Annotated in this window: 22 protein-coding genes; 12 read left to right on the forward strand and 10 right to left on the reverse strand. The window is 72.8% G+C overall.

Annotated features, from left to right (window positions below; all coding sequences use genetic code 11):
- Positions 1-29: 29 nt before the first annotated feature.
- Positions 30-1,370: an allantoinase AllB gene (gene allB / locus IEZ05_RS22645; RefSeq protein WP_189232041.1), complete on the reverse strand. Its 1,341-nt coding sequence runs from the start codon at positions 1,368-1,370 to the stop codon at positions 30-32.
- A gap of 303 nt (positions 1,371-1,673) precedes the next feature.
- Here allB and allR point away from each other — a divergent pair, with 303 nt between their 5' ends.
- Positions 1,674-2,477 carry an allantoin degradation transcriptional regulator AllR gene (gene allR, locus IEZ05_RS22650; protein WP_189232042.1) on the forward strand — a complete coding sequence of 268 codons (804 nt, stop codon included), beginning with the start codon at positions 1,674-1,676 and terminating at the stop codon, positions 2,475-2,477.
- Between the two features lie 66 nt (positions 2,478-2,543).
- Here allR and IEZ05_RS22655 read toward each other — a convergent pair whose 3' ends face one another.
- A complete protein-coding gene (locus tag IEZ05_RS22655; RefSeq protein ID WP_189232043.1) occupies positions 2,544-2,858 on the reverse strand; it encodes a DUF5955 family protein in 315 nt (104 codons plus the stop codon).
- 199 nt (positions 2,859-3,057) lie between these two features.
- Between IEZ05_RS22655 and IEZ05_RS22660 the strand changes: the two genes are divergently transcribed.
- Complete coding sequence (locus IEZ05_RS22660) at positions 3,058-3,657, forward strand: nucleotidyltransferase family protein (RefSeq protein WP_189232044.1); 600 nt, start codon at positions 3,058-3,060, stop codon at positions 3,655-3,657.
- A 185-nt stretch (positions 3,658-3,842) separates the two neighbouring features.
- Positions 3,843-5,465 carry a malate synthase A gene (aceB, locus tag IEZ05_RS22665; RefSeq protein ID WP_189232045.1) on the forward strand — a complete coding sequence of 541 codons (1,623 nt, stop codon included), beginning with the start codon at positions 3,843-3,845 and terminating at the stop codon, positions 5,463-5,465.
- A 75-nt stretch (positions 5,466-5,540) separates the two neighbouring features.
- On the opposite strand, the gene IEZ05_RS22670 is transcribed toward aceB, so the two are convergent.
- On the reverse strand, positions 5,541-6,455 hold the full coding sequence (locus tag IEZ05_RS22670; protein ID WP_189232046.1) for a HipA family kinase: 915 nt from the start codon (positions 6,453-6,455) through the stop codon (positions 5,541-5,543).
- A gap of 221 nt (positions 6,456-6,676) precedes the next feature.
- Between IEZ05_RS22670 and IEZ05_RS22675 the strand changes: the two genes are divergently transcribed.
- Positions 6,677-8,170 (forward strand): extracellular catalytic domain type 1 short-chain-length polyhydroxyalkanoate depolymerase, encoded by a 1,494-nt coding sequence (locus IEZ05_RS22675; protein ID WP_189232047.1) that lies wholly within the window; start codon positions 6,677-6,679, stop codon positions 8,168-8,170.
- On the opposite strand, the gene IEZ05_RS22680 is transcribed toward IEZ05_RS22675, so the two are convergent.
- From IEZ05_RS22680 to IEZ05_RS22695, 4 genes are all read right to left on the reverse strand, one after another.
- On the reverse strand, positions 8,137-8,562 hold the full coding sequence (locus IEZ05_RS22680; RefSeq protein WP_189232048.1) for a YunG family protein: 426 nt from the start codon (positions 8,560-8,562) through the stop codon (positions 8,137-8,139). The two genes, IEZ05_RS22675 and IEZ05_RS22680, sit on opposite strands and share 34 nt — an antisense overlap.
- 7 nt (positions 8,563-8,569) lie before the next feature.
- The gene (locus tag IEZ05_RS22685) at positions 8,570-9,475 is read right to left on the reverse strand and encodes a hypothetical protein (protein ID WP_189232049.1); all 906 of its coding nucleotides are present in this window, start codon (positions 9,473-9,475) and stop codon (positions 8,570-8,572) included.
- Positions 9,472-10,857 (reverse strand): phenylacetate--CoA ligase family protein, encoded by a 1,386-nt coding sequence (locus tag IEZ05_RS22690; RefSeq protein ID WP_189232050.1) that lies wholly within the window; start codon positions 10,855-10,857, stop codon positions 9,472-9,474. The genes IEZ05_RS22685 and IEZ05_RS22690 overlap by 4 nt, the downstream gene beginning before the upstream one ends.
- A 489-nt stretch (positions 10,858-11,346) precedes the next feature.
- Positions 11,347-12,885 carry an IucA/IucC family protein gene (locus IEZ05_RS22695; RefSeq protein WP_189232051.1) on the reverse strand — a complete coding sequence of 513 codons (1,539 nt, stop codon included), beginning with the start codon at positions 12,883-12,885 and terminating at the stop codon, positions 11,347-11,349.
- Positions 12,886-13,001: 116 nt separating this feature from the next.
- On the opposite strand from IEZ05_RS22695, the gene IEZ05_RS22700 reads away from it, so the two are divergent.
- The 3 genes from IEZ05_RS22700 to IEZ05_RS22710 all read left to right on the forward strand — a co-directional run bounded on the left by IEZ05_RS22700 (position 13,002) and on the right by IEZ05_RS22710 (position 16,638).
- A complete protein-coding gene (locus IEZ05_RS22700) occupies positions 13,002-14,501 on the forward strand; it encodes an IucA/IucC family protein (RefSeq protein WP_189232052.1) in 1,500 nt (499 codons plus the stop codon).
- A gap of 62 nt (positions 14,502-14,563) precedes the next feature.
- Complete coding sequence (locus IEZ05_RS22705; RefSeq protein ID WP_189232053.1) at positions 14,564-15,838, forward strand: vWA domain-containing protein; 1,275 nt, start codon at positions 14,564-14,566, stop codon at positions 15,836-15,838.
- Entirely contained in the window at positions 15,838-16,638 is an 801-nt protein-coding gene (locus tag IEZ05_RS22710) for a hypothetical protein (protein WP_189232054.1), read from the forward strand. The genes IEZ05_RS22705 and IEZ05_RS22710 overlap by 1 nt, the downstream gene beginning before the upstream one ends.
- Before the next feature lie 42 nt (positions 16,639-16,680).
- Here the strand turns inward: IEZ05_RS22710 and IEZ05_RS22715 are convergent, their stop codons facing one another.
- On the reverse strand, positions 16,681-17,319 hold the full coding sequence (locus IEZ05_RS22715) for a winged helix-turn-helix transcriptional regulator (protein WP_189232055.1): 639 nt from the start codon (positions 17,317-17,319) through the stop codon (positions 16,681-16,683).
- An 87-nt stretch (positions 17,320-17,406) separates the two neighbouring features.
- Between IEZ05_RS22715 and IEZ05_RS22720 the strand changes: the two genes are divergently transcribed.
- From IEZ05_RS22720 to IEZ05_RS22740, 5 genes are all read left to right on the forward strand, one after another.
- The gene (locus IEZ05_RS22720; RefSeq protein WP_189232056.1) at positions 17,407-18,615 is read left to right on the forward strand and encodes a pyridoxal phosphate-dependent aminotransferase; all 1,209 of its coding nucleotides are present in this window, start codon (positions 17,407-17,409) and stop codon (positions 18,613-18,615) included.
- A gap of 97 nt (positions 18,616-18,712) precedes the next feature.
- A complete protein-coding gene (locus tag IEZ05_RS22725; RefSeq protein WP_189232057.1) occupies positions 18,713-19,390 on the forward strand; it encodes a maltokinase N-terminal cap-like domain-containing protein in 678 nt (225 codons plus the stop codon).
- A gap of 59 nt (positions 19,391-19,449) precedes the next feature.
- Entirely contained in the window at positions 19,450-20,049 is a 600-nt protein-coding gene (locus IEZ05_RS22730; protein ID WP_189232058.1) for a histidine phosphatase family protein, read from the forward strand.
- Positions 20,050-20,097: 48 nt separating this feature from the next.
- Entirely contained in the window at positions 20,098-20,745 is a 648-nt protein-coding gene (locus IEZ05_RS22735; protein ID WP_189232059.1) for a hypothetical protein, read from the forward strand.
- Between the two features lie 52 nt (positions 20,746-20,797).
- Positions 20,798-21,220, forward strand: a complete 423-nt coding sequence (locus IEZ05_RS22740) for an acyl-CoA thioesterase (protein WP_189232060.1) — start codon at positions 20,798-20,800, stop codon at positions 21,218-21,220.
- A gap of 126 nt (positions 21,221-21,346) precedes the next feature.
- Here IEZ05_RS22740 and IEZ05_RS22745 read toward each other — a convergent pair whose 3' ends face one another.
- Positions 21,347-22,735 carry a nucleobase:cation symporter-2 family protein gene (locus IEZ05_RS22745; RefSeq protein WP_189232061.1) on the reverse strand — a complete coding sequence of 463 codons (1,389 nt, stop codon included), beginning with the start codon at positions 22,733-22,735 and terminating at the stop codon, positions 21,347-21,349.
- Between the two features lie 235 nt (positions 22,736-22,970).
- Positions 22,971-24,359 (reverse strand): 8-oxoguanine deaminase, encoded by a 1,389-nt coding sequence (locus tag IEZ05_RS22750; RefSeq protein ID WP_189232062.1) that lies wholly within the window; start codon positions 24,357-24,359, stop codon positions 22,971-22,973.
- Between the last annotated feature and the right edge of the window lie 32 nt (positions 24,360-24,391).

Genomic DNA, 24,391 nt, shown 5'->3' on the forward strand with positions numbered 1-24,391 from the left:
AGTGTGTGTGGGGCAGGTCCGGACGTGTGTCACGGGGTCCGGGAGAGGAGCTGTCCCTTCGGGTCGGTGAACGCGCCGTCCGCCACGATGCGCTCTCCGCGCAGCCAGGTGGACTTCACGACGCCGTACAGGGTCTTGCCCGCGTACGCGGTGACGCGGTTGCGGTGCTGGAGGCCGGCCGGGTCGACGGTGAAGGTCTCGTCGGGGGCGAGGACGGCGAAGTCGGCGTCGTGGCCCGGTGCGATGGCGCCCTTGCGGGCCTCCAGTCCGACGAGGCGGGACGTGTTCGCCGACATCCAGCGGACGAGGTCCTCCAGGCCGTGGCCGCGCTCGCGGGCCGCGGTCCACATGGCCGCCAGGCTCAGCTGGAGACCGGCGATGCCGCCCCAGGCGGTGGCGAAGTCGTCGGTCTTCAGGTCTGCGGTGGAGGGTGAGTGGTCGGTGACCACGCAGTCGATGGTGCCGTCCGCCAGTGCCTGCCACAGCAGGTCCTGGTTGGCCGCCTCGCGGATGGGCGGGCAGCACTTGAACTCGCTCGCGCCGTCCGGGACCTCCTCGGCGGTGAGGGTGAGGTAGTGCGGGCAGGTCTCCACGGTGAGGCGGACGCCCTCGGCCCGGGCCTCGGCGATCAGCGGCAGGGCGTCGCTGGAGGACAGGTGGAGCACGTGCACCCGCGCGTTGAACCGCTTCGCCTGCGCGATGAGCGCGGCGATGGCGGTGTCCTCGGCGTCGCGCGGACGGCTGGCGAGGAAGTCGGCGTACTTGGGGCCGCCCTGCTGCGGGGCGGCGGCCAGGTGGTGCGGGTCCTCGGCGTGCACGATCAGCAGGCCGTCGAAGGCGGCGATCTCGGCGAGGGACCGGGCGAGCTGTTCGTGGTCGAGGTGCGGGAACTCGTCCACGCCCGACGGCGACAGGAACGCCTTGAAGCCGAAGACGCCGGCCTCGTGCAGCGGGCGCAGGTCCTTGACGTTGTCGGGCAGGGCGCCACCCCAGAAGCCGACGTCGATGTGCGCCTTGTCGGCGGCGACCTGCTGCTTGACGCGCAGGTGGTCGACCGTGGTGGTCGGCGGGAGGGAGTTGAGCGGCATGTCGACGAGGGTGGTGATGCCACCGGCCGCCGCGGCGCGGGTGGCGGTCCAGAAGCCCTCCCACTCGGTGCGCCCGGGGTCGTTGACGTGCACGTGGGTGTCGACCAGGCCGGGCAGGACGACGTGGTCGCCGACGTCCTCCAGGCGGGCACCCTCCGGTACGGGCGCGTCGTACGGCAGTACGTCCGTGATCGTGCCGCCGCTCACCGCGACGGACGCGGCGCGTATGCCCTCGGGAGTGATGACGCGCGTCGAGCGCAGCACCAGTTCAGCCTGGGACACCCGAACCCCTCTCTCTGCAGTCGTTCCGCCGGCGGTCCACCGCCGGCCCGCCGGTTCACATCCGGGAAACGGGATCTCTCGCCACGTAACGGACTTCAACGTTCTGTTGAAGGAGTCTTCACTTCCCGTTCCGCGCCGTCAAGAGGCACCCTTTGCCTGGGCATGCTCGACGACCCCGCTCTGGACGTTTCCACAAAGCGGAATTAGAATTCCGACAGACAGAACGTAGCTACGTACAAGCGGGGAGTCAACCGGCCGCCGGGTAGGCTTCTGCCCTCCCGCCAGCCCCGAAAGGAACGTGCCGTGCCGACGTCCAGCGCCAGCACCACCGACTCCGCCAGGTCCGCCACAGGTGGCGTCCAGTCCCTGGAACGCGCCTTCGACCTGCTCGAACGGATGGCGGACGCGGGCGGCGAGGTCGGCCTCAGCGAGCTCTCCGCGAGCAGCGGACTGCCGCTGCCCACCATCCACCGCCTGATGCGCACGCTGGTGGCCTGCGGATACGTGCGCCAGCAGCCCAACCGGCGCTACGCGCTCGGCCCGCGCCTGATCCGGCTCGGCGAGTCCGCGGCCCGCCTGCTGGGCACCTGGGCGCGCCCGCACCTGGCCCGGCTGGTCGAGGAGACCGGGGAGACGGCGAACATGGCGCTGCTCGACGGCGACGAGATCGTCTACGTCGCGCAGGTGCCGTCCAAGCACTCGATGCGCATGTTCACCGAGGTCGGCCGGCGCGTCCTGCCGCACTCGACGGGCGTCGGCAAGGCACTGCTCGCCGACTTCCCGGCGGAGGAGGTGCGGGCGCTGCTGCACCGCACCGGCATGCCGGCCGCGACGGAGAAGACGATCACCACGCCGGACGGGTTCATCGCGGCACTGGAGGACGTGCGGCGCCAGGGATACGCGATCGACGACAACGAGCAGGAGATCGGGGTGCGCTGCCTGGCCGTCTCCGTGCCGAACTCCCCCACCGCCGCGGCCATCTCCATCTCGGGCCCGGCGGGCCGCGTCACGGAAACCGCGACCGACCGGATGGTGCCCCTGCTCCAGCAGGTGGCGGCCGAGCTCTCGGAAACACTGCAGGCCTCGAACGGCAACCCGGCCGCCTGAGCCGCGTGGCGGACGTTCAGCCCCCGGCGGCACCGCCGGGGGCTGCCCTCGTCGGGCGCCGGCGCCTCACCGCCGCGGCGGATCCCCGAACAGCTCGACGGCGTGCCGGACGTCCGCCAGCCCTCGCGACAGCGCGCTGACGGAGCCGATCGCACCGGCTATCAGCAGCAGGGAACGGCGCAGCCTCGGCACCTCCGGGACGCTGTGGTCCGCCATCGCGGCCAGGTCGGCCAGTTCGTCCTCGGCGATCGCCCGGTCCGGGAAGTCCGCGGGCAGCAGGGCGAGCTGGCGGCGCAGCCGGGACACCGCGGTCCGCAGTTCCGCCACTCTCACGTCCTCGTCGCCGACGGCCACTTGCCTCTGCCCCAAGCTCCGCAACACAGCCCCTCCCCCTCGCACCCCGTTGTGCGCCCCTACGTGGTGAACGTGCCGAGCGCCCCCGGGCGGTGGTCGGGCGCCGGGGACGCGGGCCAGTAAACGCCACCCGGTGCCGGACGCGCCACCGCGAGGACCGAAATTCAGTCCCGTGAAACCGGTTGTGCGCCGGAGGGTTTGACACGCGGTCAGGTATGCAGGACCCATGGCGGACAACGAAGACCAGGTGGCGGGGCTGCTGCTCGCCGCGGGAGGCGGCCGGCGGCTCGGTGGCCGGCCCAAGGCACTGCTCGAGCATCGCGGACACCTGCTCGTCGAACACGCGGTCGAGGTGTTGCGCGCGGCCGGCTGCGCCCGCGTGCACGTCGTCCTGGGGGCGCGGGCCGAGGACGTGCGCGCGCGGGCGGCGCTGGAGGGGTGTGTCCTGGTGGACAACCCCGAGTGGCAGCGGGGCATGGGCACCTCGCTGCGGGCCGGGCTCGCCTCGCTGTCCGGCACGGGGGCGCGGGCGGCGCTGGTCTCGCTGGTGGACCAGCCCGGCATCGGCGCGGAGGCGATGGCGCGGGTGCGTGCCGGGTACCGGGACCCGACGTCGCTCGTGTCGGCTGCGTACGCGGGCGGGCGCGGCCATCCCGTCCTGCTCGGGGCGGCCCACTGGGCGGGCGTCGGGGCGACTGCGACCGGCGACCGGGGGGCACGCGCCTATCTGAGGGAACACGAGGCGGAGATCGCCCTCGTCGAGTGCGGGGACGTGGCACGGCCGTACGACATCGACACCTTGGCCGACCTGCGCCACCTTGAGTGAAGGGCATGGCACTGGGAGCCACTGTCCCTCGACTCAGAGAATCTCGACATCAACAAACCATTGAAGTTCCACGATGAGGAAACTACTATCCACTGACCAGAAGCACTCGACCGCACAGCGAGTGCGTTATGCCCCTATACGCGCCCTCTGGCACCCGGTGCCACCGCTGAAGGAAGTGACAGCTCATGTCCGCACCAGCGCCGTCCACGCTGGCCATCGTCGACGCCGAGCCCCTGCCCCGGCAGGAGGAGGTCCTCACCGATGCGGCGCTCGCCTTCGTGGCCGAGCTGCACCGGCGGTTCACGCCCCGGCGTGACGAGCTCCTCGCCCGCCGTGCGGAGCGCCGCGCCGAGATCGCCCGCACCTCCACGCTCGACTTCCTCCCGGAGACCGCCGCGATCCGCGCGGACGACTCCTGGAAGGTGGCCCCCGCTCCGGCCGCGCTGAACGACCGCCGCGTCGAGATCACCGGCCCGACCGACCGCAAGATGACCATCAACGCCCTCAACTCGGGCGCGAAGGTCTGGCTCGCGGACTTCGAGGACGCCTCCGCCCCGACCTGGGAGAACGTCGTCCTCGGCCAGCTCAACCTGACCGCCGCCTACACCCGCACCATCGACTTCACCGACGAGCGCACCGGCAAGTCGTACGCCCTGCGCCCGGACGAGGAGCTCGCGACGGTCGTCATGCGCCCGCGCGGCTGGCACCTCGACGAGCGCCACCTCCAGGTCGACGGCCGCCCGGTCCCCGGCGCCCTGGTCGACTTCGGCCTGTACTTCTTCCACAACGCCCAGCGCCTGCTGGACCTCGGCAAGGGCCCGTACTTCTACCTCCCGAAGACGGAGTCCCACCTGGAGGCCCGCCTCTGGAACGAGATCTTCGTCTTCGCGCAGGACTACGTCGGCATCCCGCAGGGCACCGTCCGCGCCACCGTCCTGATCGAGACGATCACGGCCGCGTACGAGATGGAGGAGATCCTCTACGAGCTGCGCGACCACGCCTCCGGGCTGAACGCCGGCCGCTGGGACTACCTGTTCTCCATCGTCAAGAACTTCCGTGACGGCGGCGAGAAGTTCGTGCTCCCGGACCGCAACGCGGTCACGATGACCGCCCCGTTCATGCGGGCGTACACCGAACTCCTCGTGCGCACCTGCCACAAGCGCGGCGCGCACGCGATCGGCGGCATGGCGGCGTTCATCCCCTCGCGCCGGGACGCCGAGGTCAACAAGGTGGCCTTCGAGAAGGTCCGCGCCGACAAGGACCGCGAGGCCGGCGACGGCTTCGACGGCTCCTGGGTCGCCCACCCCGACCTGGTGCCGATCGCCATGGAGTCCTTCGACAAGGTCCTCGGCGACCGGCCGAACCAGAAGGACCGGCTGCGCGAGGACGTCGACGTCAAGGCGGCCGACCTGATCGCCATCGACTCCCTGGACGCCAAGCCGACGTACGCGGGCCTGGTCAACGCCGTGCAGGTCGGCATCCGCTACATCGAGGCGTGGCTGCGCGGCCTGGGCGCGGTGGCCATCTTCAACCTGATGGAGGACGCGGCCACCGCCGAGATCTCCCGCTCGCAGATCTGGCAGTGGATCAACGCGGAGGTCGTCCTCGACAACGGCGAGCAGGTCACCGCCGAGCTGGCCCGCAAGGTCGCCGCCGAGGAACTGGCGAACATCCGCGCCGAGATCGGCGACGAGGCCTTCGCGGCCGGCAACTGGCAGCAGGCGCACGACCTGCTGCTGACGGTCTCCCTGGACGAGGACTACGCCGACTTCCTGACGCTGCCGGCGTACGAGCAGCTCAAGGGCTGACGCCCGGCCCGCCGCCCAGCGCAGGTCCGTGCCCCCGGTACCGCACAGCACCGGGGGCACGGCCCTGTGCCGGCGTCATTCCAGGTGTACGGACCAGTCCTGTTCCGCGGGCGGCTTGCCGTGCAGGTCGGGGACCTGCTTGAGCCAGGCGGGGCGGCCCTGCCTGGTGCGCGCCGCGCGCCGCGCCTCCTCGGCGGCCAGCTCCTCCCGGCTGGGGAAGTCGGTCGGCAGCCACTGCGCGGACGCCTTCACCCGCGCGGAGAGGTAGTCCGCGTACGCCGCCCGCAGCTCGTCGGGGCCCGCGAAGCCGGGCTCCCCCGCCAGCCAGGTGTCCGGCACCTCGGCGACGACGGCGCGCAGCAGCTCGTCGGTCACCTTCGGCGCGAGCTCGGCGTCGGCGGCCCGGACGTCCGGCGTGCTGTGGCCGAGTGCGTGGTGGCGGAAGTCGTACGCCTTCTCCGGTGCGGAGGTGTCCCAGCGGTGGTGGAAGACCAGGGCCGCGCCGTGGTCGATGAGCCACAGGCGCGGGGGCACGGCGCCGAAGGTGGGCCACACCATGAGGTTGGAGCTGTGCACCGTGCGGTCGACGTTCACGGTGAGGGCGTCCAGCCAGACGATGCGCCCGGCCTCCACCGGGTCCACGGGGAACGTCTTCGCGACCTCGGGCGTGAAGTCGGCGGCGCCCGGCAGGTAGTCCATGCCGAGGTTGAGCCCGGCGCTGGCGTTCAGCAGGTCCCGCACCTCCTGGTGCGGTTCCCCCGCGGCGATCGACGGATCGAAGTGGACCACGACCAGCTCGGGCACGCGCAGCCCCAGCTCCCGCGCCAGCCGGCCGACGATCACCTCGGCGACCAGCGCCTTGCGCCCCTGCGCGGAGCCGGTGAACTTCACGACATAGGTGCCCAGGTCATCGGCCTCGACGACGCCGGGGACGGAGCCGCCGTGGTGCAGGGGCTCGACGTAGCGGGTGGCGGTGACCTGTCTCATCATGCAGCGAGCATAGTGACCGAGGGTGACGAGCGGCGAGGCGCGCCATACACGGCAGGACGTGCACCGGGCCATGGACGCCCGTCACACAGGGGCTGCGGCAAGCCTGGCTGTCCCGCCCATGTCACCGCCGGCGAGCGCGCCCGCATGATGCACGCCACATCGCGTCCCGTCCGCAGCCGGCGGCGGTGCGCGACGGGTTCACCTCTCGGGAGGCAGTCGTCATGGGTCAGTCGCATCCTCCGTCCCGCTCCACGAAGGGCCGCCGTTTCGTGCAAGGCGTCCGCCGCCGGATCGCCGTCGCGGCCGGGGCCGCCCTGGCCCTCACGGCCGGTCTGCTCGCCATCAGCCCGCACGCGTCCGCCGCCGCGGGTCTGACCCAGGTCACCGGCTTCGGCACCAACCCCGGCAACCTGTCCATGTACGCCTACGCACCCGACGCACTGCCGGCCGGCGCCCCCCTGGTGGTCGCCCTGCACGGCTGCACGCAGAGCGCGAACGACTACTACGCGAACTCCGGGTGGCCGAAGTTCGCCGACCGCTACGGTTTCGCGCTGGTCCTCCCCCAGACGAGCAGCGGCAACAACGCCAACGCGTGCTTCAACTGGTTCGAGCCGGGCGACAGCACACGCGGCCGGGGCGAGGCGTTGTCGATCAGGCAGATGGTCGACAAGGCCGTCTCGCTGTACGGCAGTGACAGCCGGCGCGTGTACATCACCGGTCTGTCCGCAGGCGGCGGCATGACCGCGAACATGCTCGCCGCCTACCCCGACGTGTTCGCGGGCAGCGCCGTCGGCTCCGGCCTGCCCGCGCACTGCGCGAACAGCGTGTCCGCCGCGTACACCTGCATGTACAGCCCGCCGGACAGGACGCCTGCTCAATGGGGTGACCTGGTGCGCTCCGCCGCTCCCGCCGGCACGGCCTCCTGGCCCCGGGTCGCGATCTGGCACGGCACCGCCGACACCACCGTCCGCCCCGCCAACGCCGGCGAACTGCGCGACCAGTGGACCGACGTGTGGGGCATCGGCCAGACGCCCTCCCGCACCGAGAGCCTCGGCGGGGGCACCACCCTGAGTGTCTACGACGACCCCTCCGGGCGCCCCGCCGTCGAGGTCTACTCCGTCTCCGGCATGGCGCACGGACTCGCCGTCGACCCGGGCAGCGGCCCCGAGCAGTGCGGCACCACCGGTACCTACTACCTCGACACCATCTGCTCCAGCTACCACACCGCGCACTTCTGGGGCCTCGACGGCGAGGCCCCGGACACGGGCACCCTGCCCGCGCCCACCGGGCTCGCGGTCACCGCGGTCTCGGACACCACGGTCACCCTGGGCTGGGACGCGGTGGCCGGCGCGAAGGCCTACGCCGTCCACCGTGGCGGGACGAAGGTGGGCACCACCACGTCGACCGGCTACACCGACACCGGCCTGGCCACCGGTACGGCCTACCGCTACACGGTGGCGGCGGTGGACGCCGCGGGCGCGACGAGTGCGGTGTCCACAGCGGTGACCGCGACCACCACCGGATACACGCCCTCGTGCCACACGGCGAGCAACTACGACCACACGGCCGCCGGGCGAGCCCACCAGAGCGGGGGATACACCTATGCCAACGGCTCCGACCAGCCCATGGGGCTGTGGAACACGTTCACCACGCACACCCTGAAGCAGACCGCGCCCGGCTACTACGTCCTCGCGGACTCCGGCTGCTCGGCCTGACCCCCGCCGAGGGCAAGTCCGAGGTGCTCGAAGACACGGCGCCGCAGCAGGAGGTACTGCTCGCGGCAGCGACCGGGGGGACCCGGCGGCCGTGCCACGGCCGTGCCGGGCCCGACCGTCTCGCGCGGACCGAACTGCTCCCTGGTCAGGTCGATCTCCAGGTCACCGAACCGGTTCCACCAGTGGTAGTCGGTGACCTGCCCGTCGACCCGCACCTCTGCGCACACCAGGTCGCCGCCGAGGAGGTCGTTCACGACCAGGGCGGTCACCCCGCACTGGCCGCGCGCGGGATTGTCCGGGTGCCGGCTGCTCACGTCCTCGGGGGCGCACGTGTCGGCGCCCCAGCCGGACCGCAGCGCCTTCTCGACGTCGGACAGGGTGATCGTGGTCATGGGCCGGTCAGCTTCCGACCGGTGACGGTTCCGCGGTGACCGGGGCCGCGGGTGGCCGGACATCGGCCATGCGCCTCTCCGGCCCCCTGCGCCGCAGTACGAGGTACCCGCAGAACGCGGCCGGGCCGAAGAAGATCTGCGCGGGCACGAGCTGCGGCAGGTGTCCGGTGAGCGCCTCGACGGTGACGGGTGTCAGCGTCGGCACGAGCGCGCCGAACACGGCGACCAGACCGAGGGCCAGGGTCAGCCCCGGCCGTCCGTACGACTTGTAGGCCACGGTGGTGAACAGCGCGTACACCAGGAGGTCGCCCATGCCCACGACGGCGCCGAACTCCCCGACGCGCAGCCCGGCCGAGGGGGCGAAGGCGTAGCCCTGCACCGCGTCGAACAGCTTCTGGGTGAGGGGGACGACGGTGGCGAAGAACAGGTCGTACACGGCGAGCGCCAGCGCGAACCGGGAGACGTGCCGCAGCTTGAGGCCGCCCTGTGCGTTGAGGTTGGCGGCGCCGATCGCCATCAGCATGATGACCAGGCTGTTGACCACCCAGTACGGCGTGGCGTGGGTCGGGTCGTCCTCGGCGCTGCGGGCGAAGAGCCAGTCCGCGGCCAGCAGGGCGACGATGAGCGCCCAGCGCAGCGCTCCCCGGCGGACGACCGTCCCGTAGCCCACGGCGAGGCCCCCGGCCAGGGTCAGCCCGAGCACGGGCGGCAGCAGCCAGCCCGGGAGGGACAGGTACAGGAAGGGCAGGACGACGACGAAGCCCATCATGATGACCATGTCGTTGCCGTTGAACACGCCGACGGCCGGTCTGGGCAGGCTGAACCGCCGGAAGCAGGCGACCGAGGCCAGCGAGACGCCCAGGGCGACGGCGAGGGTGACGAGGACGAAGAACGCGCTCTGTGCGGCGGTCATGCGGTCCGCCCGGCGGAGGAGAAGCTGTTCTCGACCAGGTCGCAGCGGTAGCGCCGCAGCTCGTGCCCGTCCCCCGGTACGACGTCGACGCGGGCGTCGAGGCCGGACTCGGCGAAGTGACGCGCGATGTCGCCCGTCTCCGGAACGGACGAGGCGGCCACCTCCACGTGCAGCCGGCCGTCCACCACGTCGGCACGGTGGCGCACCGGCCAGCAGGCGCCGGGCAGCGCGTCGAGGACCTCCATGATCTCGCGCGGGGTCACCGGGCCGTCCTGGGTGCGCAGCACGTGGTCCGCCTTTCCGAGGATGTGCGAGGTCGCCGGGACGTTCGCCATCTCGCACGCGAGCGGTGTGCCGGGCAGCCGCCGCACCAGGTCCCGGGTGTCGTAGCGGAAGACCGGCATGCACTCCCGGTACGGGAAGAAGGGGGTGGCGACGATCGTGCCGAGGGCCCCGGGCTCGGCCGGCGCCCCGGTGTCGAGGTCGCACACCTCCACGAGGCCGATACCGGCGTCGATGTGCAGGTGCCGTTGCCGGCAGATCGCGCCGGCGACCGGTGTCACCTCGGTCATGCCGTAGCCGTCGTGGACGGGGGCGCCGAAGGTCTTCTCGGCGGCCTCGGCGAGCGCCGGCGAGAGCACCTCACTGCCGACGTTGACGCGACGCAGCCGGAAGTCGGCGGGGCCGAGCCCGCGTTCGCGGGCCAGGCGCGTCAACTGTCCCAAATAGCTCGGGTAGGTGACCATCAGCGTCGGCGCCGAGGGGCCGGTTCCCGCCATGAGGTCCAGGGTCTCGGCGGGCGGGACCAGGCCGACCATGCGGATCGCGGCGCCTGCCAGTCGGGCGACCTGCATCTCCGCGTAGGCCGTACCGGTCGCCCGGGAACTGATGTTGAACTGGACCAGGTCGGTGGTGCGGACGGTGCCGCGCAGCACCTGGGAGAGGGCGACCAGCGCGGGCCACAGACGTTCCTCGTAGCGGGAGTACCAGACCTCGGTGGGCCTGCCCGTCGTCCCGGTGGTCCGGGAGGCGAGGAAGGGCTCGCCGCACAGGAAGTCGCGGGGCCGTGCGACCAGATCGGCCTTGGTGGTGACGGGCACGGCGGTGACGTTCTCGACGGTCAGCGCGGCCGGGTCGGCGCCTGCTGCGGCGAAGTGCTCCTTGTAGAACGCCGACTTGGCCGCGAGGCGCCTGGCCGTGCGCCGCAGCGCCTTGTTCGTGAGGTCGGTGCGCATCTGCGGGTCCGCCGCGGCGCCGCGCAGCAACTGCTCGACGTCCTCGCCCGGCGAGCCGAACTCGGCGATCGTCGCCAGCGCGTCGTCGACGAGCCTCTCGGCGGAACGGACGTTGATCGGACGGCCGAGCACCATGGCCAGTGCCATCCGGAACTGCCTTGTCCCCGCGTCGAACATGGTCCTCCCCCGCCGGTCCCGGTCCTCACCGTGCCGGGGTGGGCGGCCTGGCCGCCCACCCCGTCGTCACGTCAGCTGGGGCAGTTCGAGAACAGCACCGCAGCCATGGAACCCATGACGTACTTCGTGTGCTTGAGCGTGGAAACGATCGCGGACATACGAAACCCCCTTGCATCGTTCAGAACTGCGCCCTCACCGGTCAGCGAGAGCACCCTGATACTCAAGTGGCGCAAGTACTGCTGTCAAGGATCGATCACGCGATCGAACTTCCGCCTCCAAACCTTCAATCGGCCTTATTTTGCGGCGAGTTCACGCCACCGCGGGATCCGGAATCCGGACGGTGGGCCTCCCGTGGCCGCGCATACCGGTGAGTGGAGCAGGCGGGGCCTGACGCACGGAGCCGCCTGCTCCGGCGGGGCGGTGACGAACCGGAGGCACCGGACCGATGCGGGACCGGCGTCACCTCACCTCGTACAGCGGGTTCGGCAGCGGCCGGTACCGTGCCGCGGCGCCGTCCGCGCCGGTCCAGCGGAGCAGGAGGTTGGTCTTGGCGGGCAGGGCGGGCGCGGTGAGCAGGGCCGGGATCTCGGGCAGGTCGTGACGGGCCAGGGCGGTGCGGAGGGCGGGCCGCGGGTCGAAGCCCGGGTGATGCTCGGCGAGGGCGCCGGCGATCTCCAGCAGGTGGTTGACGACCAGGCAGTACACCAGTCGTTCCCAGCCGGCAGCGCGGGGCGTGTCCGGGAGGAGCTTGACGCCCTCTGCGTCCCGGAAGAGGGCCTGCACCGGGATGCCGTCCGCGTCCACCGCGACCAGCGTGTTCTGCAGGTGCGCCTCCAGGACCACGCCGTCGTCGGCGAAGGCCGTCAGGGCGGGCGGGACGACCGCGTCGAGGTACGCCTCCCACCAGGCCGCCGGGTCCGGCGCGGCCGCCAGGGGGCTGCCGGGGAAGCCCTCCACCAGGGCCGCGGCGAGCAGCGGGGACGCGCCGGGCAGCAGGCCGGCGCGCAGTCCGTCGCGGACGACGACGGCGAGTTCCTCGAAGGCGAAGTCGGCGGTGCGGTAGCCGCGGTCGGCGAGCCAGACCGCCGGGGGGCCGATCGACTCGAACGCCTCCGTGACCGCCGTGTCGGTGCGGCGCAGTCTCAGCAGGTCGTGGCGCCACAGGCGGCGGATGTCGTTGGTGATGCGCACGTCGAGGCTGAACTTCAGGAACAGGTCGTGTCCCGGGAGGTACTCGGGCGCGTACACCGTGCGGACCGCCGCCGTCGGCCACACCGGGAACCCGGTCGCGCCCAGCCGGATCAGGCGTCCGTCGGCGAAGGCCGGGGCGAGGGCCGGCGCCGTCAGGTCGAGCTGCCAGGGGTGGGCGGGCAGCAGCCGGTAGCCGGGCGGGGCCTCGCCGAGGGCGTCCAGGGCGGCGGTGTCGCCCTCCTCGACGACCGTGTCGGCCCGCACGGCGAGGAGCGTCAGCGGGAATCGGGCGTGCGCCTCCGGCGCGTAGGGAAGCCAGTCGGCGTGCGGTCCGCCGCCGCGCGCCTTGGGGGCGGGGTGGTGGGTGTGGCCGGTGAGAAGGGACTGCTCCGAGCGCAGGTACGGGTCACCGGGCTCGGTCGCCGCCGCGCGTGCCGTCAGCAGGGCGGCGACCGCGTCCCGGCTGTCGGTCATCTCGGCGGGCAGTTCGTGGTTGGGCACACCGGTGTGGCGGCGCAGTTCCTCGGCGACGAGTTTCACCAGTTCGGCGTGGCCGACGCGGTGCCAGCCGTCCGCCCCGCCCACCTCCGGCTCGGCGGGGCGCCGACCGCCGCGGACCCGGAGCAGCCGGCCGCCGGGCAGCCGGTACACCGGGCGGTCACCGGGGGCCGCACACGGTTCGGCCACCTCCCGCAGCAGGCAGTTCAGCAGCGGCGCGGCCGCGAGGGCGTCGGCGCGTTCCGCGACGTCGTCCGGGGATGCGGCGCCGGCGCCGGAGGACGGGGGCAGGAGATCCACGCGTTCCACTCGTTCCCTACGGTCTGTCAGAGGGCGGGGACGATCAGTATGTCTGCCGTGGTCCCATCGTCGTGACGTCCCGCCGGCCCGCCCCCGTACCCGACCCGTACCCGAGGAGTCCGCCCGTGCACCGTCCCGCCACCGCCGAGGCCGAGGTCGCCGACGAACTGGCCGCCGTCCGGCCCGGTCTCGTCTCCCGGTACACGGCCGGGCTGCCCGGCGCCCGCGCGGCCGTGCTGACCCGGCTGTGGCGGGCGCTCGCGTACGAACCGCTGCCGTGGATCACCGGCCGGGAGTCCGTACGGGACGGACTCGTCCTGCGCCTCGGGGACGGCCGGCGGCTGCACGGCCCGGCCGCGGACCCGTACCGCACCGACGCGTACGTCACCGCCGTACGGCTCGACGGGACGCCGTACGACGATCCCGCGCGACTGGTGACGGACCTCGCCGTGCCGCACTCCGCGGGTTTCGCCGCCGAGCTGGGGCACAGTGTCGCGTCCGTGGCCCTGTCGCGCGCGGGCCGGGAGAATCACCCGGACGAGTGGCCGGGGAGCGACTGGGGTTGGGAGCAGCGCGTCGTCGATGGTCATCCGTTCCACCCCAACTGCCGTTCCCGGCCCGGTTTCTCGGTGGCCGAGCAGCTCGCCTACGGCCCCGAGCACGGGCCGGTCGTGGAGCTGGGGCTGCTGCCCGTCCCGGCGGCCGGGTGCCTGGTGACGGGGGCGTGGCCGACGGAGTTCCGGGACGGGGGGCGGTTGCTGCTCCCGGTGCATCCCTGGCAGGCGGCACATGTGCTGAAGCGGCCGTGCGACGCGACGCTTCCCGCGCATCCGCTGATGTCCCTGCGCACGCTCGCCGTGCCCGGCGGCCCGCAGGTGAAGACGGCGCTGAGCGCGCGGCTGACCTCCTCGGTGCGGGACATCTCCGTCGCCTCGGTCGCCGCGTCGGACACCCTGTCGGCGTTCGGCCAGGTCCTGGCGGCGCGCACGGACGGGCTGCTGCACGTCACCCGCACCCTGGGCGCGGCGACCGCGCACTCCCCCGACCTGGCCGCCGTGCTGCGCGAGCCGCCCCGGGCGTACGCGGGGCCCGGCGAGCACGTCGTCCCGGTGGCGGCGCTGGCGACCACCGGGCTGCCCCGGTCCCCTGCGTGGGTCGCCGGTCTCGCGCGCCTGTGCCTCACCGTCGGGCTGGGTCTGCTCGAGCTGGGCGTGGCGCTGGAGGCGCACGGCCAGAACCTGCTCGTGGTGCTGTCGGCGTCGGGCGAGCCGCTGCGCCTGGTCTACCGCGACCTGGCCGACATCCGCGTCAGCCCGGCCCGCCTCACGCGGCACGGCATCCCGCTCCCGGGCCTGCCCACGCGCATGCTCACCGACGACCCGACGGCCCTGCGCCGCAAGCTGTTCGGCTCGCTGGTCGCCGGTGCCCTCGCCGGGCTGGCGGGATCGGGTGCGGCGCTCGGCGCGGCCCTGGAGCCGGCCCTCGGCGAACTTCCGTGCACGCCGGACCTGGTGGCGCTGCGCGAGGAACGGCTGCCGGTGAAGGCGCTGACGCTGATGCGCATGTCGCCGGGCGACGGCGGGGATTTGTGGGCGGAGCTGCCCAATCCCCTGTCCCCGGGGTGACGTTGCGGCGTCCGCGCGGTCTCGTTTTGGAGCACGGCAGTCCCGCTCCATAGGATCCGCCGATGATCATAAGAAAACGGCTGGCGGCGGGCGTGTGCGCCCTGCTCGCCGCACTGACGGCCGGGATCGCCCTGCCGGCCGGTGCGGCCGCCGGTGAACCCACGGGCGAGGACGCGCCGAAGGTCGACCTCGTGCTCGACGTCAGCGGTTCGATGCGCACCCGGGACATCGACGGCGGCACGCGGATGGCCGCGGCGAAGCAGGCGTTCAACGAGGTGCTCGACGCGACGCCCGAGGAGGTGCAGCTGGGCATCCGGACGCTGGGCGCCGACTACCCGGGCGACGACCGCAGGACGGGCTGCAAGGACACCGCGCAGCTCTATCCGGTCGGCCCGCTGGACCGCACCGAGGCCAAGACGGCGGTGGCCACCCTGTCGCCCACCGGCTGGACGCCGATCGGACCCGCGCTGCTCAAGGCGGCCGACGACCTCGACGGCGGCAACGGGTCCAAGCGGATCGTGCTGATCAGCGACGGCGAGGACACCTGCGCCCCGCTCGATCCCTGCGAGGTGGCCCGCGAGATCGCCGCCAAGGGCATCGGGCTGACCATCGACACCCTCGGCCTGGTCCCCAACGCCAAGATGCGCCGGCAGCTCAGCTGCATCGCCGAGGCGACCGGCGGCACCTACACCTCGGTGGAGCACACCGACGAGCTCACCGACAAGGTGAACCAGCTGGTGGACCGCGCGGCCGACCCGGTGGTGACGCCGGTCGCCGTCGAGGGCGCGGACGCGTGCGCGAAGGCGCCGGCGCTGAAGTCGGGGCTGTACACCGACCGCGAGGAGTTCGGGAAGCAGCGCTGGTACCGGGTGGACGTGCTGCCCGGCGAGGAGCTGCGCGCCTCCGTGAGCGTGTCCGCCGACCGGGCCGTGAATCCGTCCTACGGCGTGCTGCTGCGGGCGGTCACGGTGCACGGCCGGGAGATCGTGCGCGGCGAGGCGGCGGACAACGGCCGTACGGACGTGGTCTCGACCGGTCTGCGCTACCCGAAGCCGGAGATCGACGACGCGGACACGGACAAGCCGGCCGCGGAGACCGTGTGCCTCCAGGTCACCAACTCCTTCTCCGTCGCGCCCGGCGTCAAGACCACACCCGGTCTGCCGCTGGAGCTGACGGTCGACGTCGTGGACGGCCCGAGCCAGGCCGACGACGTGGCCGCCTTCGGCCTCGGGCGCGGCTGGTGGCTGCTGGGTGTGCTGGTGCTGGTCGGTTTCCTCGCCGGTCTGCTGTGGGGCTGGCTGTCGCGCTGGCGGTTCGCGGTCTGGAGGACCCACTGATGCGTATCACCCGAGTGCTGAGTACCGCGCTGCTGCTGGTCGGTCTCGCCGCCGCGCCCGCGGCGGCCGACTCCTCGCCCTCCGCGAGCCCGTCCGACGACGGCGGTGCGCCGAACACGGCGGGCACGTCGTTCCGTACGGCGACGGAGATCGAGCAGGGTCAGCCGGCCACGGCGAGCGGCTCCGCGGGCGACTACCTGTACTGGTCGTTCCCGGCGGACGCCGAACAGCGGCCGACCGTGAAGGCCACGGTCGAGCTGCCCGGGACGCACGCCGCCCAGACCTGGCGGATCGACGTGTACGACGGTCTGCGCCGCCGCCAGGCCTGCCAGTGGGGCGCGCAGACGCGCACGGCGGCCGAGGGCACGCCCTCCGTGGAGCTGACGTGCGTGCTGCGCACGGTCCGCGCCTGGTCCGAGCCGTGGGCCAACGACCCGCTGCCGGGCACGTACTACGTCCGGCTGACGGTGGTGAACCTGCCGACGTCCGACCTCGGCGTGCCGGTCGGCGCCGAGGTGCGGGTCGACTCCAAGGACATGGGCGGAGCGGCCGCCGTGGACGGGTCGCTGGCCGAGCCGCTGGTGCCGGGCGTCGCGATGACGTCCGGGCAGGACGACGACTCGGAGCGCGGCGCGGTGCTGTCCGCGATCGAACCCGAGGACGGCTGGTCCTCGGGCTGGTGGTCCGACCGATGGGTGTGGACCGGGATCGGCGCCGTGCTGGCCGCGCTGGCGGGCATCGGCGGGTACGGGCTGACGCGCGGTTCCGGACGTCCGTCGCGGGTGCCGCCGGGCGCCTGAGTGCCGGTCAGGAGGCCCGCCCTTGGCGGGCCTCCTGCCGTTTCACCCCTCCCGGAGCGCCTTGGCCGCCGTGCCCTCGCCGGTCACCTCGACGCGCCCGTCGCGCACCGCGTCCCGCAGATCCAGCTCCCCGCGACTGAAGGCCTCGCACGTCCCGGCGTCCAGCGTCAGCCGGGCGTCGGGCTCCCCCGGCGCGGGTCCGTCGCCGTACACCGGGCCCTCGTCCGCGCCGGCGTACAGGTGGAAGTCGCCTTCCTCCAGCCTGACTTCGACGAGCCCCTCCGCGGCGCGCGCCGTCCGCAGGGCCCGCAGCAGGGGCAGTGCGAACCAGTGCGCCCGCACCGCGTCCGTGGGCCGGCGCTCCCCCAGCTCGCCGGCGCCCCACTCCCCGAGCGCCTCCAGAACCGGCAGCAACTCCCGCCCCCGCGCGGTGAGTTCGTAGACGTACGCCGCTCCGGGCGGCGGCAGCCGGCGCCGGGTCGTCAGCCCGTCGCGCTCCATGTCCTTCAGCCGCGAGGCGAGTACGTCCGTGCTGACGCCGGGCAGGTCGGCGTGCAGGTCGGTGTAGCGCCGCGGACCGGCGAGGAGCTCCCGGACGATCAGCAGGGTCCAGCGGTCGCCGACGGCGTCGAGCGCGCGGGCGGCGGAACAGTACTGGTCGTAGCTTCGGCGAGGTGACATGCGACGCAGTGTAGACAAGTTGTTGGACTTTCCAAGCTCCCACTTGGTAAAACCAAGCAACACCAGATACCGGAGGGGAATCGGCGCATGGAGTTCCGGCAGTCGAACAAGCTCAGCGAGGTCTGCTACGAGATCCGCGGCCCGGTGATCGAGCACGCCGACGCGCTGGAGAAGGCGGGGCACAGCGTGCTGCGCCTCAACACCGGCAACCCGGCCTCGTTCGGCTTCGAGGCGCCGGAGGAGATCCTCCAGGACATGATCCGGATGCTGCCGCAGGCGCACGGCTACACGGACTCGCGCGGCGTCCTCTCCGCCCGCCGGGCCGTCGCCCAGCGCTACCAGGCCCTCGGCCTGGAGGTCGGCGTGGACGACGTGTTCCTCGGCAACGGCGTCTCCGAACTGGTCTCCATGGCCGTACAGGCCCTGCTGGAGGACGGCGACGAGGTCCTGATCCCCGCCCCCGACTTCCCCCTGTGGACGGCGGTGACGACCCTCGCCGGCGGCAAGGCGGTCCACTACCTGTGCGACGAGCAGGCCGAGTGGTACCCGGACCTGGCCGACATGGAGTCGAAGATCACCGACCGCACCAAGGCGGTCGTCATCATCAACCCGAACAACCCGACCGGCGCCGTCTACCCGAAGGAGATCGTCGAGGGCATCCTCGGCCTCGCCCGCCGCCACGGCCTGATGGTCTTCGCCGACGAGATCTACGACCAGATCCTGTACGACGACGCCGTCCACCACTCGGCCGCCGCCCTCGCCCCCGACCTGGTGGTCCTCACCTTCTGCGGCCTGTCCAAGACGTACCGGGTGGCGGGCTTCCGCTCCGGCTGGCTGGTGGTGACGGGACCGCGGCAGCACGCGCGCGACTACCTGGAGGGCCTGACCATGCTGGCCTCCATGCGCCTGTGCGCCAACGCGCCCGCCCAGTACGCCATCCAGGCCGCGCTCGGCGGCCGTCAGTCCATCCGCGAGCTGACCGCCCCGGGCGGACGGCTGCGCGAACAGCGCGACGTGGCCTGGGAGAAGCTGAACGAGATCCCCGGCGTCTCGTGCGTGAAGCCCAAGGGCGCGCTGTACGCCTTCCCGCGCATCGACCCGAAGGTGCACCGGATCCACGACGACGAGAAGTTCGTCCTGGACCTGCTGCTGCGCGAGAAGATCCAGGTGGTCCAGGGCACGGGCTTCAACTGGCCCTCCCCCGACCACTTCCGCATCCTGACCCTGCCGTACGCGGACGACCTGGAGGCGGCGATCGGCCGGATCGGGCGGTTCCTGAGCGGGTACCGGCAGTAACGGCGGGCCGCCCCGCGGCGGGAAACCGCTCCCGCAGCGACCCGTGGGTGTGATGGGGTGAGGGCTCGCATCGACCCGACCGAAGGGACCGCGCGGCGTGGCCGTCATCCATCAGACAACGCTCAAGCCGACCAAAGTCGAACTGCTCGCCTCCTGGCTGCCCTCCCGCCCGTGGTACCGCGGCGGCCCGGACGCACCGGAGCTGACCAGGGCCGGCGGCTTCCGGCTGGACGACCCGGACGGCGAGGTGGGCATCGAGTTCATGGTCGTCACCGACGCCTCCGGAGCCGCCCCGGCCGCCTATTTCGTGCCGCTCGCCTATCGCGGTGCTCCGCTCGACGGGGCCGGGCACGCGCTCGTCGGCACCACGGAGCACGGCGTACTGGGGAAGCGCTGGGTCTACGACGGCTGCCACGACCCCGTCCTGGCCGCCCAGTTGCTGGCCCTCGCGGAAGGGCGGGCGCAGGCCCAGGCCCAGAGCATCAGCGACGCCCCCGACCGGGACGTCGTCGTCGCCCGCGACGGTGAGGGCTCCCTCTTCCCGGAGTTCACGGACTTCTCGGACTTTCCCGTGACCGACGACGAGGAGGGAACCGGGCTGTCCGCACCCGGCGGCGCGGTCCTCCGTCTGCACCGGGTCCTGCGGCCCGCCCCGGACGGCCCGTCCCCCGCTGCGCCGGGGGCCGTCGGCCACATCACCGGCTCCTGGCAGGCTCCGGACGGCACCCGCGTCCGGGGCGTGTTCGCCGTCTTCCGCTCCGGCGGCCGGGCGTAGCCCGGCGTCCGCGGCGGCCACCCCACGCCGGTGACGGGAGCGGCCCGTAACCTGGGGGTATGGGTGATCTTTTTCTGGTCCGGCACGGTGAGACCGAGTGGTCGCGGTCCGGGCGGCACACCGGGCTCACGGACGTCCCGCTGACCGAGAACGGGCGGGAGCAGGCGCGCGGTCTCGTGCCGTTGATCCGGTCGCACCGGATCGGGGCCGCGTTCGTGAGCCCGTTCCAGCGGGCGCGGGAGACGGCCGAGCTGATCGGGCTGCACGGGGTACGCGTCGATCCGGACCTGCACGAGTGGGACTACGGCGGGTACGAGGGGATCACGACGGTCGAGATCCAGCGGACCCGGCCGGACTGGTTCCTGTTCACGGACGGCGTCGCGCCCGGGCCGCCGGAGCACCCCGGGGAGTCGCCGGAGCAGGTGGGTGAGCGGGCCGACCGGGTGCTGGCCAGGGTGGAGGCGGCGTTCGCCGACACCGAGGGGTGCGTGGTGCTGGTGGCCCACGGGCACTTCCTGCGGGTGCTCACCGCGCGGCACCTGGGGCTGCCGCCGTCGCACGGGGCGTTGTTCCAGCTGGGGACGGGGACGCTGTGCCGACTGGGCACGGAGCACGGGCGGCCGGTGATCGCCGCCTGGAATGTCAGACCCCCGTCGTAGTCTTCGAAGGTGCCGGCCCGTGCGGGACCGGTGAGGGAGGGGGACGCCGTGACACCACCGCCGACCGCCGCTCAGCGGCGTGTCATCGACGCCGCCGATCCCGTCACCGGACGGTTGCGGGGGACGCAGGCGCAGCTCGCGGCGCTGGTGAAGCGGGGGCTCGCCTTCCGGCATCCGCGGCCTCCGCACGACTGCTTCCTGACACCGGCCGGGCACCGGATACGGGAGGCTCCCGCCGGGCCGGAGACGGCCCCGGCGCCGGAGCCCGCCGCGCCCGCCATCGCCGACGGCGTGTTCGCCGCGCGGGTGGGCGGTGAGGAGGTCGGGCCGGGCGATGCCGGGCCGGCGCGGCTGCGCGAGGTGCGCGGGGCCTGGGAGGGCCTGCTGGAGTTGCGCCGGATGACGCGGCCCGACGGGGCCGTGGACCTGCCGTGCGGGTGGGAGCGGACGCATCTCGTGCGGGCCGCCGCGCTCGCGCTGGAGGCCGCCGGGCACCGCCCCGCCGGTCCGGCCGGCGACGACGGGTACCGGGTGCGCGCCACGCCGCAGCCGGAGGCCGTCGCCGTGCACGGGGCCGACGGCACGGCGCTGCGCGCCTGCGCGGTGACGCTGGAGGCGGCGGGCTGGCAGGTCGGGGAGCACACCGAGCCGCGCACCCGGGCCCGCTATCTGCTGGCCTCTCCACGGAAGGTGTGACGCCCGTGTCAGGATCGGTCGGTCAGTACGTCCACGAGGAGAGGCAGTTGTGGTGAGCGAGCCGTTTTCCGTTCCGGTGACCGTCCGCGGGTACGAGACCGATACGCAGGGACATCTGAACCAGGCCGTGTACCTCAACTACGCCGAGCACGCCCGTTGGTCGCTGCTCCAGGCGGCCGGCATCCGGCAGGCCGACCTGGTGGCCCGGTCAGTCGGGCCCGTGGCGCTGGAGACGACGATCCGCTTCCGGCGCGAGCTGCTCGCCGGGGACGAGGTCGAGGTGACGTGCGCCTTCGAGTGGGGCGAGGGGAAGACGTTCCGGATCCTGCAGACCGTCCGCAAGGCCGACGGCACCGTGGCGGCCGAGATCGAGGCGGTCGGCGGGCTCATGGACCTGCGCGAACGCAGGCTGGTGGCGGATCCGCGGCAGCGGTTCAAGGAACTGGCGGCGGAGCCGGCCCTGTTCGGGCTGTAGAGCGGACGCCCCCGCCCGAGTGCCCCGGCCCCTCTCCCGGTCCGCCCGGGGGGAGGACGTACGGGCCGGCGCCCCCTCCTGGAGGCGCCGGCCCGCGTAATGCCCCGGGTGTCCCCGGTGCCGTCGTCACGGTGCGACGGCGGTGCGGGACGTTTCGCTGATCTCCTCCCCCGCCTCCATCGGATGGGTCACGTCCTCCGCGTCCCGGCCCTTGCCGCCGATGTGGTTGAAGACCAGGTTGAGCAGGACGGCGGCCACACAGCCCGTCGAGATGCCCGAGTCCAGGATGATCTTCGCGTTCTCCGGGAACGCGTGGTAGAACTCCGGCGCCGCGATCGGGATGATGCCGACGGCCAGGGAGACCGCCACGATCAGGACGTTGTTGTCCTTGTCCAGGCTCGCCCGGACCAGGGTCTGGATGCCGCTCGCCGCGACCGAGCCGAACAGGACGACGCCGGCGCCGCCCAGCACCGGGCGGGGAACGACGGCGATCAGCGAGGCGGCCATCGGACACAGGCCCATCAGGACCAGGAAGCCGCCGCCCGCGGCCACGACGAAGCGGCTGCGGATCTTCGTCATCGCGACGAGGCCGATGTTCTGGGCGAACGCGCTGCACATGAAGCCGTTGAAGACCGGGCTGAGTGCCGAACCGAGGGTGTCGGCGCGCAGGCCGGCCGCGATGGTCTTCTCGTCGGCCGGGCGGTCCACGATCTCGCCCAGGGCGAGCATGTCGGCGGTGGACTCGGTCATCGAGACCACCATCACCACGCACATGGACAGGATCGCGGCGACCTGGAACTGCGGGGCGCCGAAGTGGAACGGCGTCGGGAAGCCGACGACGTTCGCGTCGGCGACCGGCCCGAAGTCCGTGACGCCGAACGGGATCGCGATGAGCGTGCCCGCGACCAGGCCGAGCAGCACCGCGATCTGCTTCACGAAGCCCCGGGTGAAGCGACGCAGGAGCAGGACGACGACGAGCGTGATCGCCGCCAGGCCCAGGTTGGTCGACGAGCCGTAGTCGTCGGCCGTGGGACTGGGGCCCTGTGCCCAGCCGAAGGCGACCGGGAGCAGGGATATGCCGATGAGGGTGATCACCGTGCCGGTGACGACCGGCGGGAAGAAGCGGATCGCCTTGCAGAAGATGGGGGCCGCGAAGAATCCGAGGAGTCCGGCGACGATGACGGCGCCGAAGATGATCGGCAGGGCGTCGGACTTGTCCTCGGTGGAGGCGACGATCGCGGTCATGGGGGCGACACCGGCGAAGGTGACGCCGTTGACGAAGGGGAGGCGGGCTCCGATCTTCCAGATACCGAGGGTCTGGAGGAAGGTGGCGAGGCCCGCGGTGAACAGGCAGGCGCCGGTGAGGAAGGTGAGCTCGGTGGCGCTCAGGCCGATGGCCGCGCCGACGATCAGGGGCGGGGCTACGACTCCGGCGTACATGGCGGCCACGTGCTGCAGGCCGGTCGTCGCCATCTTGAGCGGTGGGAGTTTCTCGTCAACAGGGTGGTCGGCCACGGCGGCGTTCCTCCGGTCGGTTGCACGTCGGCTCTGACGTGGGTGTCAAGGAGGTGGAACAGGTGGTCGTGCGGGACCGGGACGGACCGTTCGGGGAAACGGGAGACCGCTCCGGGGCGTGCGCGCAGGGGCGCACGCCCCGGAGTCGGTCACCGTGGACCCCGCTCGGGTCCACGGCTACCGGCGGGAGCCGTCCCTCCAGCCGGAGATCATGTGGTGTTCGGTCGTACGGTGTTCAGCCCTGCGCGGCGATCCGTGCCAGCCGCTGTGCCTCGTCCCGCGTGGAGCGGGCGATGGCGTCCTCGTCGACCGTGAGCAGCCTGCCGTCCTCGACGATCCGGCGGCCGTTCACGAACGACGCCGTGACCGGGGCGGCGGCGCCGAAGACCAGGGCGGTCACCGGGTCGGCGATCGAGGAGTGGGCGAGGGTGTCCATCCGCCACAGCACCAGGTCGGCGAGCTTGCCCGCCTCCAGGGAGCCGGTCTCGGCGGCGCGGCCGAGGACCTGGGCACCGCCGTAGGTGCCCAGCCGCAGCGCCTTGCGGGCGTTCAGCGCGGCCTCGCGGTGGGCGCCGAGGCGGTTGATGAGCAGGGCGTTGCGCAGTTCGGTGTGGAGTTCGCCCGACTCGTTGGAGGCGGTGCCGTCGACGCCGAGGCCGACCGGGACGCCGGCGGCGAGCATGTCGGGGACGCGGGCGATGCCGGCGGCGAGGCGCGCGTTGGAGGACGGGCAGTGCGCGACGCCGGTTCCCGTGCGGGCGAAAGCGGCGATGTCGGAGTCGTTCATGTGGACGCAGTGCGCCATCCACACGTCCTCGCCGAGCCAGCCCGTCGACTCGAAGTAGTCGGTCGGGCCCATGCCGAACAGTTCGTGGCAGAACTTCTCCTCCTCCACGGTCTCCGAACCGTGGGTGTGCAGCCGCACTCCCAGCCGCCGGGCCAACTCGGCGCCCTGGCGCATCAGTTCGGTGGAGACGGAGAAGGGGGAGCAGGGGGCGACGGCGACCTGGGTCATCGCGTCGAAGGAGGCGTCGTGGTGCTCCTCGACGGTGGCCGCGGTGGCGGCGAGCGCGCCGTCCAGGCTCTCCACCGCGAAGTCCGGCGGCAGCCCGCCGTCCGACTCGCCGCGGTCCATGGAGCCGCGGGCGAGGGTGAAGCGGACGCCCGTCTCGCGGGCGGCGCGGATGATCGCGCCGGACAGGTCGCCGGAGCCCCGCGGGAAGACGTAGTGGTGGTCCATGGCGGTGGTGACGCCGCCGCGGGCCATCATCGCGAGTGAGCCCTGGGCCGCCGCGTACGCCATCGGCTCGTCGATGCGCGCCCAGGTCGGGTACAGCGCGACCAGCCAGTCGAACAGGTTGTGGTCGGTGGCCAGGCCCCGGGTGATCCACTGGTAGAAGTGGTGGTGGGTGTTGACCAGGCCGGGCGTGGCCAGGTGGCCGGTCGCGTCGATCCGGCGGACCACGTTCTCCAGGCCCTCGGGTGCCCCTCCCGCACCCACGGACTCGATCCGGTTGCCGGCGATCACCACGTGACCGGAGGCGTACTCGGTGTCGCCCGCGTCCACGGTCGCGATCGCGCAGTTCTCGATGACCGTACGCTCGGCCGGCGATGCTGCTGCCATGCTGCTTCCTTGTCTTTCGGTGCGGCTCGTGG

It is taken from the genome of Streptomyces flaveolus (assembly GCF_014648815.1).
Lineage (GTDB): Bacteria > Actinomycetota > Actinomycetes > Streptomycetales > Streptomycetaceae > Streptomyces > Streptomyces flaveolus.